The organism is Flavobacterium taihuense (assembly GCF_019351435.1).
GTDB lineage: Bacteria > Bacteroidota > Bacteroidia > Flavobacteriales > Flavobacteriaceae > Flavobacterium > Flavobacterium taihuense.
This window is the reverse complement of record NZ_JAHWYN010000001.1, coordinates 331,331-345,566: the sequence shown is the minus strand read 5'-3', so window position 1 is coordinate 345,566 and position 14,236 is coordinate 331,331. Positions and strand designations below refer to the sequence as shown.

Genomic DNA, 14,236 nt, shown 5'->3' with positions numbered 1-14,236 from the left:
TTTATTTCATGAATGTTAGGGGATTTTATTTTGCACTTCCTCCATTTGTAAATAATGCATTAAATTGTTTTATTTCTTTTTGTTTCAACTTTGAAATATACTCAATTGGTTTTTGTTTTAAATATTGATAGGAAAGAAACTCAATAGAAGAATAGGTATCGTGCCAATTACCCACTTTTTCTTGCAATTTATTAATATATTGCTCATCCAAGTCGATTTCTTTTCTTATTTTTTTAGGTAAAACATTATATACAAACATTAATTTTTTTATGCTCTTTCTAAATTGATGTAACCCTTCCCTATCTTGATTTTGAAAATCTTGATTAGCTTTCATCATCTCTTTTTCAAAATAGGCTTTTATTATTTCTTTATCAGACAAAGCTTTGGGAAAAGTAACTTCTTTACGAAAACTCTCTATCGTTTTTATATACTTTGGAATATCCTTCTGAAGCAGTTTCATTAAAAAAATTTCTTTCTTTTTTAATTCACAAATAAGTTTTCGCGGAAGATGCTTGGATGAACTAATTATTTGGATGTCCCGTATTTCTCCGGATTTTTGAAATACCGCTTTTAACGCAATCACACTGTAAGTCTCATTATATATGTCTTCTGCAAAAGAAAATAAAGCTTTTACTACCTTTATATCTAATCTTAAAAGATGAAGATGTTTGGGCTTGCCATTCTTCGAGTAGGCACAAAGATGCTTTTCGATAGACTTTAGACGGTCTGAGACCTGATGATATAATAAATCCTCTTTCATTAGCTTTTATTTACTGATGAATTATAGCACTTATATAATTTGTTTTTGTGAAACTTTTGTTGGGCTGAGAACTAGCTAAATCTATAGTGTATTATTTTATAAGACTATAAAAACTCCTATAAAAATACGCATATTTATTCACAAGATAAACATCTAACAACGAAAGACTTAATATTATTTTAATCCAAAAAGATTATTTTTTAGGGATTTATATCCTTAAAGATTGGGAACTATATTCCAAACACTTATTTTCTCTCTGATTTGAAAACCTAATTTTTCATACAGCTTGATTGCTCCAACATTAGACTCGGCAACATGCAGGAATGGGGTTTTGTTTTGTGCGAAAATGGCATTTACCGTATATGTGACTAACTGCTTCGCATAACCTTTCCCTGTATGGTCTGGATGTGTGATTACTGCACTTACTTCTGTATAACCTTCCATTTGCATACGTTCTCCCGTTACGGCAACGAGCTGATTGTTTTTGTAAATTCCGTAATAATTTCCTAATGAAACGGTCTTCTTTTTAAAATACTCTGGGTAAACCATTTTGACCAATCCTAATAAATCGTCTAAATGTTCCTCTTCTAATTTCACAATCAGATCTTCAAAATTTTCTTCAACTTTGTTATAAATAATCATTTGCAAACAGATTAATTCATTTTTCAATTTTAGATTATTGGGTACAATTGGTTTTTGTCCGATAATAAAAAAGTTGTTGACTAATTTGGCGTATTGAGAAATAGAATCGTCCATATTATCAAAAGCTGTAAACCCTCCAAAAGGACAATAATCAGGATGATAAAATTTTATTGTCCCGTAATCAATTCCAAAATCCTTATGCGTTTCGGAAATTGAATACCAAACGGGATTGTCTAATTTATGATTTCCATTTGCCATTTTGATTGCAATTATAAGATACCGAAAACGAGTAGTAGTAAAATTTATTCAAACTTTTTTACCTCGAATGATTCGCCGTCAAAAACTCCGTAGGTAAAGTAGCTGATCCAATCACCTAAATTTACATATTCTGATTTTTCGCCAACTGGCTTAATCATCGGGAGATGACGGTGACCAAAAACAAAATAGTTATAATGCTTGGTTTCTAGCTTTCGTTTGGCATAAAGTATTAGCCATTCATTTTCTTCTCCCAAAAATTTCACATCTTCATCACCGGAAATGAGTTTGTTTTTAACGGACAGGTATTGCGCTAATTTCACTCCAATATCGGGATGCAACCATCTGAAAAGCCATTTGGAGAACGGATTGGTAAACACTTTTTTCATGCGTTTGTAGCCTAAATCGCCAGGTCCTTTTCCGTCACCATGACCAATCAAAAAGGTTTTATCTCCAAAAGTAAACTCTTTGTTATCGTGATAAACGGGAATGTTCAACTCGGTTTCAAAATAATCGGCCATCCATAAATCATGGTTTCCCACAAAAAAATAAATAGGTACTCCGCTGTCACGAATTTCGGCCAACTTACCTAAAATACGAACAAACCCTTTTGGAACAACGGTTTTATATTCGAACCAAAAATCAAATAAATCACCCAAAAGAAATATGGCTTCAGCATCGTCTTTGACTTTGTCTAGCCAGGCGACGAACTTTTGTTCTCTTGGAAAACTCAACTCTGCATTAGGCGCACCAAAATGCTGATCTGAAGCGAAATAGATTTTTTTATTATTGGATAATTGCATGAACTAGGTATAAATTATTGATTGTCGCTTGCAAACCATTCGGCAAATGAAGACTCGGTTTCTTGCAATTTCAAAGAAAACAGTTGAATGTTTTTAGGTAATCTGCGAATTATTCTTTGAGAAAAATCAACCACCATATTCTCACTGGTTGGTTGATAATCGACCAATATTACATGATGCCCACGATTTTTTAATTCGTTTGCTAACTCAATATGCGGAGTAGTTTCGTTGAAAACAGTGGCGTGATCAAACTGATCGACAATTTCTTCTTTTACAATCTTTTTCAGATCCGAAAAATCAATGACCATACCAAACTTTACATTGTTCCGATCCGTTATTGGTTTTCCGATAACGGTAACCGATAACTTATAACTATGACCATGCACATTTTTACATTTCCCGTCATATCCGTATAACGCGTGACCGGTTTCAAAATTAAATTGTTTGGTGATTCTAATATTGCTCATTGAAGATCTATTTTGACTGCAAATTTAATGAATTCGCATGAGAAAAGCTCCCTTAAAATAGGATTCCCTTGCATGCAATTTCTAGCCCTGATGGAAACGGCATCCTTTTTATGGGGTGATTTTTCTTCACCTCATAAAAAGATATAGTGTACAGCAGGAAAAAGCTCCTAATAGTTCGTGAAATATTTCGATTACAGTAAATATAATTGTTATTTTGTAGAATCAAATTTTAACACATTATGTTCAAAAACATTTTTAAATATATTCCATTTTTACTCTTGCTTTTTTTTATGAGTTGTGCCAAAAGAGGGGCCATTACTGGTGGTTTGAAAGACACTATTGCTCCGACATTAAAATATAGCTTGCCTGAAAATTATTCGGTTAAATTTCAAGGTAATAAAATCAAACTTGTTTTTGACGAAAATATCAAGCTAAAAAATCTAAACAAGCAATTGATTATTTCACCACCAATGAAGAATGAGCCGTTAATCATTCCGACTACTCCAACAAAAACATTGACTATTACTATAAATGATACTTTACAACCCAATACTACTTATAGCTTGAATTTTGGACAAAGTATTGCCGATAATAATGAAGGAAATCCATACAATCTCTTTAAATATGTGTTTTCTACCGGAGATTATATCGATTCTTTGACACTGGGCGGAAGGGTAAAAGATGCCTATGATAAAGAGGTAGCTTCTTTTGTTTCGATCATGCTTTATGAAGCGAATGAAAAATTTAATGATTCTACTATTTATAAAGAAAATCCACGATACATTACCAATACTTTGGACAGTTTGAAGACGTTTCGATTGGAGAATTTAAAAGCGGGAAAATACTTTTTGGTAGCTATGAAGGACAATAATAGCAATAATAAATTCAATCCCAAATCTGACCGAATTGGGTTTACCAAACAAATTGTAACAATACCAAATGACACCGTTTTTGAATTGGAATTATTCAAGGAAGAACTGCCTTTTAAAGCAATAAAACCCGCGCAAGCTTCTGGAAATCGATTGATTGTAGGTTATGAAGGCAGCCCAAAAATCAATGGTGAAAAAGCTAAATTTACTTTAAAAAACAACGGTCAAATCATTCCTTCGATAATTACAAAAATAGATAAAAAAGACTCTTTACAAGTCTGGTTCAAACCTTTGAAAGTAGATTCGCTTTCGCTAAATATTGTAAAAGACAAGTACCAAAAAGACTTTACTTTTAAAGTCAAAAATCAAAAAAGTGACACTTTGAGCATTAAAGCCATTCAAAGTGGGGTTTTGAATTTCAGAGATCGATTTACTTTGGAATCCAGTACACCTTTGGTGAATTTTGACAAATCAAAAATGAAACTTACAGATAAAGATTCAGCTGCAGTGGCATTTACTACTGCATACGATGAGTACACCCAACAATTATTTATTGATTTTAAAATAGAAGAAGCTCAGAAATACAATTTTAAATTGATGCCTGGTGCTGTCACTGATTTTTTAGAAAAGACAAATGACACTTTATCTTTTAGTACCAGCACACGCAATCGTGCTGATTACGGGAATCTTATAGTGAGTTTAAAAAACGTAAAACGATTCCCTCTTATTATTGAATTGGCGAATGAAAAAGGAGACATTGTCAAAGCGAGCGAATACACTGAAGGTAAAACAGAAATTGAATTCAATCTTCTAGAACCAAGTGTATATACACTTCGAGCGATTTATGACGACAATAAAAATAAAGAATGGGACACAGGAAATTACCTTGAAAAACGACAAGCTGAAGAAGTGGTTTATTTTTCTAAAGGTGTAGACATCCGAACCAACTGGGACGTGAATCAACCTTTTGATTTGAGTATTCCGTATACTCCTGAACCCAAAAAGAAAAAAGAAAAAGAGAAAAAGAAATCTAGCTCATTTTAGTATGAAAGCGTCTTGATCTTTTAAAAAATTAAATTTTTTTCTGGCCAGAAGTAGCTCAGCTTTATTCAATTCAACGATAAAAACACCTTTTGTCTCAATAGGTTCCATAATGTAATCTCCCAAGAAATTAACCACTTGGGAATGTCCATTGTATTGAAAATTGTTGTCATCTTCACCAATTCTATTGACCCCAATGGTATAACTCATGTTCTCTATGGCACGTGCTTTTAACAAAACATCCCAAGCTTTTATTCTTATTTCTGGCCAATTGGCAACATAAATCAGCAAATCGTATTCCTCTACATTTCTGGCAAAAACAGGGAAACGCAAATCATAACAAATCAGCGGACAGATTTTCCATCCTTTATATTCTACAATTAATTTTTTGGCACCAGCAGTATAGACTTCATCTTCCCCCGCCAATGTAAACAAATGCCTTTTGTCGTAAAATTTAATTTCTCCTGAAGGAAAAACAAAAACCAATCGGTTATAGAAATTGTCATTTTCAGCAATAACTAAGCTTCCAGTAATGGCACAATTTTTGGCTTCCGCCAACTGTTTTAGCCAAATAATCGTTTCGCCTTGCATCTTTTCGGCAACAGTATCAGGTTGCATAGTGAAGCCTGACGTAAACATTTCAGGGAGTACAATTAAATCAACACTTTCGGAAATCGCATTAATTTTTTCTCCGAGTTTTTTTCTATTTTTTTCTGGGTTTTCCCAAGACAATGACGATTGAATGAGTGCGAGTTTCATATTGAATCCTTTGCTGTTACACAAAGATACGTAAAGATAAAATGAGATTCACAAAGGTTTATACAAACAAAAAACGTCCCAATTTCTAGGGACGTTTTTGATATTAAGTATTATATTATTTCAAACTTGCTGATAAATATTCTCTATTCATACGAGCAATATTTTCAAGGGAAATTCCTTTTGGACATTCAATTTCACAAGCTCCAGTGTTGGTACAGTTACCAAAACCTTCTTCATCCATTTGACGCACCATGTTCAATACACGAGCTGTTGCTTCAACTCTTCCTTGTGGCAACAATGCATACTGCGAAACTTTTGCTCCAACAAATAACATTGCAGATCCATTTTTACAAGTAGCTACACATGCACCGCAACCGATACAAGCAGCTGCTTCAAAAGCTTTGTCAGCATCATCTTTAGGAACTGGAGTAGCATTCGCATCGATAGTGTTTCCAGAAGTATTTACTGAAACGAAACCACCAGCTTGCTGAATTCTGTCGAAAGAAGTTCTGTCTACAATTAAATCTTTAATAACAGGGAAAGCTGCAGAACGCCAAGGCTCTATAACGATGGTATCTCCGTCATTAAACATTCTCATGTGCAATTGACAAGTAGTGATTCCAGTGTCTGGTCCGTGTGCACGTCCGTTGATATACAAAGAACACATTCCGCAGATTCCTTCACGACAATCGTGATCAAATGCGATTGGTTCTTTTCTTTCGTTTACTAATTGTTCATTCAATTGGTCTAACATTTCCAAAAATGAACTTGCCGTAGAAACATCGTTCAATTTGTATGTTTCCATTTTTCCTTTTTCTTTGGAGTTCTTTTGACGCCAGATTTGAAGGCTTATATTGATATTTTTTGCTGCACTCATAATTTTTTTATTTGTAATTTCTTGCGGCTATTTTAATAAACTCGTAATTCAACTCTTCTTTGTGAAGCTCTTCATTTTTAATGTCGTATCCTTTGTATTCCCAAGCACCAACAAATTTGAAGTTTTCGTCATCACGTAAAGTTTCCCCTTCAGCATCCTGATATTCTTCACGGAAGTGACCTCCGCAAGATTCTTTACGCTGTAAAGCATCCATAGCCATTAATTGTCCTAATTCGATGAAATCGGCAACACGAAGTGCTTTCTCTAATTCAGGATTCAATTCATCAGCACTTCCTGGAACATAAACTTCTTTGAAGAATTCTTCTTTCAAAGCAGCAATTTCTTCGATAGCTTCTGTCAATCCTTTTTCATTACGGCCCATTCCAACTTTATTCCACATAATATGACCTAAACGTTTATGGAAATGATCCACTGTTTTTGATCCATTATTAGACAAGAATTTATTGATTTGATCTTTTACATTTTTCTCAGCTTCAACAAATTCCGGCAAATCAGTAGAGATTTTTCCAGTACGGATATCATCAGCCAAATAATCAGAAACCGTATAAGGTAATACGAAATATCCGTCTGCCAATCCCTGCATCAAAGCCGAAGCTCCTAAACGGTTCGCTCCGTGATCAGAGAAATTAGCTTCTCCTGCAACGAAACAGCCCGGAATAGTAGATTGTAAGTTATAATCAACCCAAACACCTCCCATTGTATAGTGAACCGCAGGGTAAATTTTCATTGGAGTTTCATAAGGATTCTCATCGGTGATTTTTTGGTACATAGTAAACAAGTTACCGTACTTTTCTTCTAACCATTTTTTTCCTAAAGTAAGGATTTCTTCCTGAGTAGGATTATGATTTCCTTTTGCGTAAGCTGTTTGTCTTCCTTTAGATTGAACCTCTGTAGCGAAATCCAAATAAACTCCTTCATTAGTATCGTTAGCCTCAATTCCGCGGCCTTCGTCACAAACTTCTTTTCCTGCTCTTGAAGCAACATCACGAGGAACTAAGTTACCAAATGCTGGATATTTTCTTTCTAAGTAGTAATCTCTATCTTCTTCAGCAATTTGCGTTGGCTTCAATTTACCGGCACGAATTGCTTCTGCATCTTCTTTTTTCTTTGGAACCCAAATACGTCCAGAGTTTCTTAACGACTCAGACATCAAAGTCAATTTAGATTGATTCGTTCCGTGAACTGGAATACAAGTTGGGTGAATCTGTACATAACATGGGTTTGCGAACAAAGCACCTTGTTTGTGAATTTTCCAGCCAGCAGTTACATTCGATCCCATTGCATTTGTAGAAAGGAAATAAACGTTTCCGTATCCTCCAGTTGCAATAATTACAGCGTGAGCAGAGTGTCTTTCGATTTCACCGGTAATCAAATTACGGGCAATGATTCCACGAGCTTTTCCATTAACTTTTACCAATTCCAGCATTTCGTGACGGTTATACATATCGATTTTCCCTAAACCAATTTGTCTTGATAAAGAAGAATAAGCTCCTAATAATAACTGCTGTCCTGTTTGTCCAGCTGCATAAAAAGTACGCTGTACTTGTGTACCACCAAAAGAACGGTTGTCTAACATTCCGCCGTAATCACGGGCAAAAGGAACTCCCTGAGCCACACATTGGTCAATGATGTTTCCGGAAACTTCAGCTAAACGGTGAACGTTTGCTTCACGTGCTCTGTAATCTCCTCCTTTAATTGTATCATAAAATAAACGGAACGTACTGTCACCGTCATTTTGATAATTTTTTGCAGCGTTAATACCTCCTTGTGCAGCGATTGAGTGCGCACGACGTGGAGAATCTTGGTAACAAAATGCTTTTACATTATAACCCATTTCGGCAAAAGATGCAGCAGCCGAAGCACCCGCTAATCCTGTTCCTACAACGATAATATCTATTTTTGGTCGGTTATTTGGAGCAACTAACCTTAAGTGATCTTTATAATCAGTCCATTTTTGTGAAATGTGACCTTCTGGTATTTTAGAATCTAGTTTCATTATAGATTGATATTAATTATTAAAATGATGAAATAGGGCAATGAAAATAAATCCAAAAGGAACTATAATTGCAAATGCATAACAGATTTTATGCAATGACTTCCCTATTTTATTGTCAAATCCTACAGACTGCAAAGAAGAAGTGAAACCATGCCAAAGGTGTAATGCCAATAAAACGAAAGCCACGCAATACAATCCTGTACGAACCGGACTTTCAAATTTGGCCACCAATTCATCATAATATCTAGTTTCATCAATAACATTTGATTCCACATATTTGTAAACCATTTCATGAAACCAGAAATCATACATGTGTAATCCTAAAAAAGCCAATACAACCAGCCCTGAAATAATCATATTCCTAGAAGCCCAAGATGAATTTGCCGCACCGTCAAACTTTACGTAAGCAACAGGTCTTGCATTTCTGTTTTTCAGCTCCAGAACGAATCCCATAACAAAGTGAAAAACTACTCCCGCAACCAGAACAGGCTGCATAACAAATTGAATTAATGGGTTGTAACCCATGAAATGTGACATCGCATTAAATGAATTCTCACTAAAAACAGATACGAAATTAATAAAGAAGTGAAGCGATAGAAACGAAATCAAAAAAAGTCCTGAAAGCGCCATAGCTACTTTTTTAGCTATAGACGACTTCAATATTGCAGATTTTGCCATAATGATATAAATATTATATTTTTTTAAAAAGTCGAACAAATTTAGGGTAATTGAGAAAGAATAACAACCATTTTCGCAATTTTACTTCGCAATTTATAATCATTTTAAAGTACTTAAAAAATACTTATTAAATACGTACTAAAATACGTAGTTTTGTTCATTTTGCAACAAAATGTAATCGATTACATATATAAAATAGTATAGTTTTTAAATTTAGGTGATAAAAATCAGGTTTCAATTTAAAAATAGTCGTTAAAATTATTGTCCTAATTATATTTCATTGTCAAAAGATAGAAAAACTAACAATCTTATAATACAAAACAAGATTTACAGCTTATTCACTAAAAATTGAAAAACAGCCATTTTATCATCTTTAAAATATTGTAATTCCCCAAAGCAATTTTAACTTTACAGCTTTAAATTTTATTCATGAAAACTGGAATTGACGCTATTGCATTTGATGTTGCCAAATTGCATTTACCTATAAAAACATTAGCATTAGCTAGAAATATAGAACCTGAAAAACTCGAAAAAGGGTTGGGATTATTAAAGATGACTTTGCCCGATGCGCATCAGGATACTGTGGTATTTGGAGCTAATGCTTTGACAAAACTGATTCAAGACAACAACCTCAAATTAGACGAAGTTGCCCGAATATATGTGGGAACCGAAAGTGCTATCGACAGCTCAAAACCCATAAGTTCTTTCCTGATAGCATTAATGGAACAAAAATTTGGCGAGAACTCTTTATCCGAATGTGATGTTGTAGATTTTACTTTTGCCTGCATTGGCGGCGTTGATGCCATGCAGAACTGTCTTGATTTTGTTCAGCTAAACCCAACCAAAAAGGCTATTGTTGTTACTACCGATTTTGCTAAATACGATTTAAATTCAACTGGAGAATATACGCAGGGCGCTGGAGCAGTTGCAATGCTCATTACTTCAAATCCAAAAATTGTAACTTTCGAAAATCATTGGGGCGTAAGCACAAAAGGTGTTTTTGATTTCTTCAAACCATACAGAACAATTTCAAAACAGGAAATCACAGGAAACACAAACAACGAATCTTGGTTTGACAATCTAGAAAGTGAAATTGAAATCCACAAAGACCAGCCTGTTTTTGACGGTCAATATTCGAACCAATGTTATATGGATCGAACAAGAGAAGCTTATTTCTCTTTCAAAAAAATAAAAAACACTCAAGAAACTGTTTACAGCACTTGGACAAGCATTGTAATGCATTTGCCTTATGCTTTTCAAGGCCGAAGAATGCTTTCTGAAATTTATGCTTTGGATGCTTCAACTCCAGTTTTAAATGGCGAAGAAAATGCTTCGGAATATCAGAACAAGCTGAAAGAAATCAGCAAATCAGATAATTATAAAACATTTGTATCCGAAAAATTACAGCCTGCAGAATTAGCTTCTTCTTTAATTGGAAACCTTTATACCGGTTCGATTTTTATGGGATTACTTTCTACTTTGGCCCATTTTTATGATACCAAAAAAGAAATTGCTTCTGAAAAATTTGGTTTTCTGGCCTACGGAAGCGGTTCCAAATCCAAAGTTTTTGAAGGTACTATTCAACCCGAATGGAAATCGGCAATAGCTAATGTTTCCCTTTTTGAGACATTGGAAAAAAGTTTTGAAATTGATTTTGAAACTTATGAAAAACTGCACAAAAAAGAACAAAAACAAAGCATTCAAGAACCTAAAAACGAATGGGTTCTGGACCGAATTGAAACAGAAATACCGAATTTAATCGGCGCCCGTTATTACAATTGGATTGATTAATACAGCTATTTACCATACAAAAAGAGCCACGAAAGATAAAATTCATTCGTGGCTCTTTTACTTTAACTAAACTTAGCTATATATTCCTGAACCGTTGCATCGGTTTTTTCATGTCTAAGTTTTTGTTGTAAATGAATCGGAGGAGAAGCTCTTTCTAAGCAATCTTTAACAGAGCAAGTTTCACAAGTAACTCCAACGAGTTGTTTTTGTATCGAATTCCCCTCAATAAATTTAAACTTTTTCTTAAGCGAGGGCGTAATCAAAATTCCAACAGAAATACTTCTCAAACAATTTTTCTTGAAAGGATCTGGCGTTGCCGATGAAAAAACAAGATATTCATTATTACTGTTTTCATAACGCGAAATCTGCGCGTCAAAAAAATGTTCTTTCTTTTGCTTCAAAGACTCCACAATTGTTTTTATCGATACCCATCTTCTGCAATAGTGCTCGTTCATCTCGTTAGCATGAGGTTCTTGCTGATTGGTAATATGCAGCTCTTTTTTTATCTGATAAGTGTCCGCTCCTATTTCATGAGATAAACGAAGAAAAAAGAGATTCTTTATCTGAAAATCCTTCGGTAAAATATTAGTTAACCGCTGATAGAATGATTCCGGAGAAACTGTAAATTTATTCATCAACTGAATCATTTCCTGAGGTTTTGGATCTTCTTTTGATAAAAATAAATTTAATTCTTCAATCAGTGGCTCTCTTGGAATAAGCAATGCTCCTGCAAAATAAGAAGCATAAAAATTATTAAGAACCTGATCAAAATTATCAAACTTAATCCAGCTGAAAGTATACAGTCTTTCTTTAATTTCAAGAAAATTATAAGCGATTTCTTTTGCTAAAATAAATGCTTTCTGAGAATCATCAATCCCTACGGATAGTAATAAAGTTCTACTTTTTGGCACAAAAATAGAACGTAAGTCACCTAATTCTTCTTTCTCCGAAAAAACAATTTCGTTAATAGTATATCCGTATTCTTCAATTAAAATTGCCGACAATTCACTAATCAAAATGTTGGTTGCATTAGTAATTTGAAATGCCTTGCAAAACAGTAACACTTTTTCCTCAAGATCTTCAAAATAATTATTGTGCGCTTCCTGGTAGGAACGCAATGATGCCAAGAAAAAACTCTCTCTTGTTAAATTATAATGCTGCGCAATTTCTATAATCGTACTGATAAAGGCATTGACCTTTGCCGGAGCATTGGCAATAATATCAATTAAATCGGCTTCCTGAATTCCAAACAGATCTAATGGAATCTCTTTCAAAATTCCTGATTTCAATATTTCACCAATCGGTGCGAGATTATTATCAAGCTTTAGTGACACCATGTGATCGTATGAAACCTCTAATTTTTCGGCTAAAAGAATGATTTTTTCCGTTTTTGGATATTTTTTTCCTTTTTCAATTTCATTCAAATACGATTTTGACAGCTCTGTTATTTTGGCTAACCCAAATAATGACAAATCTTTATTTGTTCGAGCCTGCTTGAGCTTAAGCCCAAAAATCAACTTGATATACTCTTTTTCTACATTCATAAATTCAAAGATAAACTAAAAAAAGAAAAACCTCAAAAAAAATATTTTTCAATTTTAGCGAACGTTCGCTTGTTTTGTAAAAAACTTTTTGTAGTATTGCAGTATCAAAATGAATTAGTTATGAAAAACCAAACCGAAACCACAGAAAAAAAATTCCAAATCACGAATGGAATGACACAACAGTATCCAGAAATTTTGACCGAGGATGCTATCGAATTTTTAACTGAATTGCATCAAAAATTTAATGACAGAAGACTTTCGTTATTAGAAGACCGCAAAAAACAACAAGCCCTTTTTGATGCTGGAGCTTTGCCTTCTTTCCCTGCCGAAACTAGAATGATTAGAGAAAGCAATTGGATTACTGCAACAACTCCAAGAGATTTATTGGACAGAAGAGTCGAAATTACCGGACCTGTGGATCGGAAAATGGTCATCAATGCACTCAATTCGGGAGCTAATACCTTCATGGCTGATTTTGAAGACAGTACCTCTCCAACTTGGAGTAATTTGATGGAAGGTCAACAAAACCTGATAGATGCAGTAAATAAAACCATAACACTGAACGATACTTTAAAAAACAAAAAATACGAGCTTAACGACAAAACAGCCGTTCTAATTGTTAGACCAAGAGGTTTACATTTAAATGAAAAAAACATTCTTATCGATGATCAGGAAACGTCTGGTTCTTTAATCGATTTTGGCCTTTACGCTTTTCACAATCACGAACAATTATCCAAAAACGGAACCGCTCCTTATTTTTATTTGCCAAAATTAGAACACTACTTAGAAGCAAGATGGTGGAATGAGGTATTCGAATTTGCGCAAGAATATTTGGGAGAACAAAATGGCACTTTCAAAGCGACTGTTTTAATCGAAACCATAACAGCTAGTTTCCAATTGGACGAAATCATATTCGAATTAAGGGATCACATCGTAGGATTGAATTGCGGCCGTTGGGATTACATTTTTTCTTTCATCAAAAAATTAAGAAGAAACAAAACCTACATCGTACCAAACCGTGACCAAGTAACTATGAATACACCGTTTATGAGTGCCTACTCACAATTAGTTATTCAAAGATGCCACAAACGAAATATTCATGCTATTGGCGGAATGGCGGCTCAAATACCGATCAAAAATGATGAAGAAGCAAACAACATTGCTTTTGACAAAGTGGTAACCGACAAAAAGAGAGAAGTACAAAACGGTCACGACGGAACTTGGGTTGCACATCCTGATTTGGTTCCTTTGGCAAAATCTGTTTTCGACAAATACATGCCAACTCAAAATCAGATTCATGTAAAAAGAGAAGATGTAAACGTAGTCGAAGAAGATTTACTGGCTGTTCCAAAAGGAACCATTACCGAAGAAGGAGTTCGAAAAAACATCAGCATTTCAGTTCTCTATATCGCCTCCTGGCTCAACGGACAAGGCGCAGCGGCTTTACACCATTTGATGGAAGACGCCGCTACGGCAGAAATTTCGAGATCGCAATTGTGGCAATGGCTTCAAAACGAAGTGGTTTTAGACAATAACAAAACGCTAACCGAAGATTATTACCATCGCTTGGCCATGGAAGAATTTGAAAAAATTAAAAAAATTGTCGGGGACGAAAACCACGAAAAACAAAATTACCATTTAGCAGAACAACTGCTCGATACACTAGTTGTCAATGACAATTTTATAGAATTCCTAACCTTAATTGGATATAAATACCTATGACAATTTCAAAA

The 14,236-nt window shown here is 34.4% G+C and carries 12 protein-coding genes; 3 read left to right on the top strand and 9 right to left on the bottom strand.

The window, feature by feature from the left end; translation table 11 throughout:
* Window positions 1–25: 25 nt before the first annotated feature.
* The 4 genes from KZH69_RS01375 to KZH69_RS01360 all read right to left on the bottom strand — a co-directional run bounded on the left by KZH69_RS01375 (window position 26) and on the right by KZH69_RS01360 (window position 2,927).
* Entirely contained in the window at window positions 26–760 is a 735-nt protein-coding gene (locus KZH69_RS01375) for a CHAD domain-containing protein (protein ID WP_219315669.1), read from the bottom strand.
* Between the two features lie 216 nt (window positions 761–976).
* Window positions 977–1,660 (bottom strand): GNAT family N-acetyltransferase, encoded by a 684-nt coding sequence (locus tag KZH69_RS01370; protein WP_219315668.1) that lies wholly within the window; start codon window positions 1,658–1,660, stop codon window positions 977–979.
* Between the two features lie 44 nt (window positions 1,661–1,704).
* The gene (locus tag KZH69_RS01365; RefSeq protein WP_219315667.1) at window positions 1,705–2,460 is read right to left on the bottom strand and encodes a UDP-2,3-diacylglucosamine diphosphatase; all 756 of its coding nucleotides are present in this window, start codon (window positions 2,458–2,460) and stop codon (window positions 1,705–1,707) included.
* A gap of 14 nt (window positions 2,461–2,474) precedes the next feature.
* On the bottom strand, window positions 2,475–2,927 hold the full coding sequence (locus KZH69_RS01360; protein WP_219315666.1) for a 6-pyruvoyl trahydropterin synthase family protein: 453 nt from the start codon (window positions 2,925–2,927) through the stop codon (window positions 2,475–2,477).
* A 239-nt stretch (window positions 2,928–3,166) separates the two neighbouring features.
* On the opposite strand from KZH69_RS01360, the gene KZH69_RS01355 reads away from it, so the two are divergent.
* Window positions 3,167–4,840, top strand: a complete 1,674-nt coding sequence (locus tag KZH69_RS01355; protein ID WP_219315665.1) for an Ig-like domain-containing domain — start codon at window positions 3,167–3,169, stop codon at window positions 4,838–4,840.
* Here KZH69_RS01355 and KZH69_RS01350 read toward each other — a convergent pair.
* The 4 genes from KZH69_RS01350 to KZH69_RS01335 all read right to left on the bottom strand — a co-directional run bounded on the left by KZH69_RS01350 (window position 4,832) and on the right by KZH69_RS01335 (window position 9,168).
* Complete coding sequence (locus tag KZH69_RS01350; RefSeq protein WP_219315664.1) at window positions 4,832–5,596, bottom strand: amidohydrolase; 765 nt, start codon at window positions 5,594–5,596, stop codon at window positions 4,832–4,834. The two genes, KZH69_RS01355 and KZH69_RS01350, sit on opposite strands and share 9 nt — an antisense overlap.
* A 115-nt stretch (window positions 5,597–5,711) precedes the next feature.
* On the bottom strand, window positions 5,712–6,473 hold the full coding sequence (locus KZH69_RS01345) for a succinate dehydrogenase/fumarate reductase iron-sulfur subunit (protein WP_219315663.1): 762 nt from the start codon (window positions 6,471–6,473) through the stop codon (window positions 5,712–5,714).
* A gap of 7 nt (window positions 6,474–6,480) precedes the next feature.
* Entirely contained in the window at window positions 6,481–8,490 is a 2,010-nt protein-coding gene (locus tag KZH69_RS01340) for a fumarate reductase/succinate dehydrogenase flavoprotein subunit (RefSeq protein WP_219315662.1), read from the bottom strand.
* A 12-nt stretch (window positions 8,491–8,502) separates the two neighbouring features.
* Entirely contained in the window at window positions 8,503–9,168 is a 666-nt protein-coding gene (locus KZH69_RS01335; RefSeq protein WP_219315661.1) for a succinate dehydrogenase cytochrome b subunit, read from the bottom strand.
* Window positions 9,169–9,597: 429 nt separating this feature from the next.
* Between KZH69_RS01335 and KZH69_RS01330 the strand changes: the two genes are divergently transcribed.
* Complete coding sequence (locus tag KZH69_RS01330; protein WP_219315660.1) at window positions 9,598–10,959, top strand: hydroxymethylglutaryl-CoA synthase family protein; 1,362 nt, start codon at window positions 9,598–9,600, stop codon at window positions 10,957–10,959.
* Window positions 10,960–11,021: 62 nt separating this feature from the next.
* On the opposite strand, the gene KZH69_RS01325 is transcribed toward KZH69_RS01330, so the two are convergent.
* On the bottom strand, window positions 11,022–12,503 hold the full coding sequence (locus tag KZH69_RS01325; protein WP_219315659.1) for a helix-turn-helix domain-containing protein: 1,482 nt from the start codon (window positions 12,501–12,503) through the stop codon (window positions 11,022–11,024).
* 120 nt (window positions 12,504–12,623) lie between these two features.
* Here KZH69_RS01325 and aceB point away from each other — a divergent pair, with 120 nt between their 5' ends.
* The gene (gene aceB, locus KZH69_RS01320) at window positions 12,624–14,225 is read left to right on the top strand and encodes a malate synthase A (protein ID WP_219315658.1); all 1,602 of its coding nucleotides are present in this window, start codon (window positions 12,624–12,626) and stop codon (window positions 14,223–14,225) included.
* Window positions 14,226–14,236 lie beyond the last annotated feature (11 nt).

Excerpts from the sequence above, each read along its gene's own strand:
- KZH69_RS01335 (WP_219315661.1), bottom strand. The coding sequence starts at position 9,168 with ATGGCAAAATCTGCAATATTGAAGTCGTCTATAGCTAAAAAAGTAGCT.
- KZH69_RS01360 (WP_219315666.1), bottom strand. The coding sequence starts at position 2,927 with ATGAGCAATATTAGAATCACCAAACAATTTAATTTTGAAACCGGTCAC.
- KZH69_RS01350 (WP_219315664.1), bottom strand. The coding sequence starts at position 5,596 with ATGAAACTCGCACTCATTCAATCGTCATTGTCTTGGGAAAACCCAGAA.
- KZH69_RS01355 (WP_219315665.1), top strand. The coding sequence starts at position 3,167 with ATGTTCAAAAACATTTTTAAATATATTCCATTTTTACTCTTGCTTTTT.
- KZH69_RS01365 (WP_219315667.1), bottom strand. The coding sequence starts at position 2,460 with ATGCAATTATCCAATAATAAAAAAATCTATTTCGCTTCAGATCAGCAT.
- KZH69_RS01340 (WP_219315662.1), bottom strand. The coding sequence starts at position 8,490 with ATGAAACTAGATTCTAAAATACCAGAAGGTCACATTTCACAAAAATGG.
- KZH69_RS01370 (WP_219315668.1), bottom strand. The coding sequence starts at position 1,660 with ATGGCAAATGGAAATCATAAATTAGACAATCCCGTTTGGTATTCAATT.
- aceB (WP_219315658.1), top strand. The coding sequence starts at position 12,624 with ATGAAAAACCAAACCGAAACCACAGAAAAAAAATTCCAAATCACGAAT.
- KZH69_RS01345 (WP_219315663.1), bottom strand. The coding sequence starts at position 6,473 with ATGAGTGCAGCAAAAAATATCAATATAAGCCTTCAAATCTGGCGTCAA.
- KZH69_RS01375 (WP_219315669.1), bottom strand. The coding sequence starts at position 760 with ATGAAAGAGGATTTATTATATCATCAGGTCTCAGACCGTCTAAAGTCT.
- KZH69_RS01330 (WP_219315660.1), top strand. The coding sequence starts at position 9,598 with ATGAAAACTGGAATTGACGCTATTGCATTTGATGTTGCCAAATTGCAT.
- KZH69_RS01325 (WP_219315659.1), bottom strand. The coding sequence starts at position 12,503 with ATGAATGTAGAAAAAGAGTATATCAAGTTGATTTTTGGGCTTAAGCTC.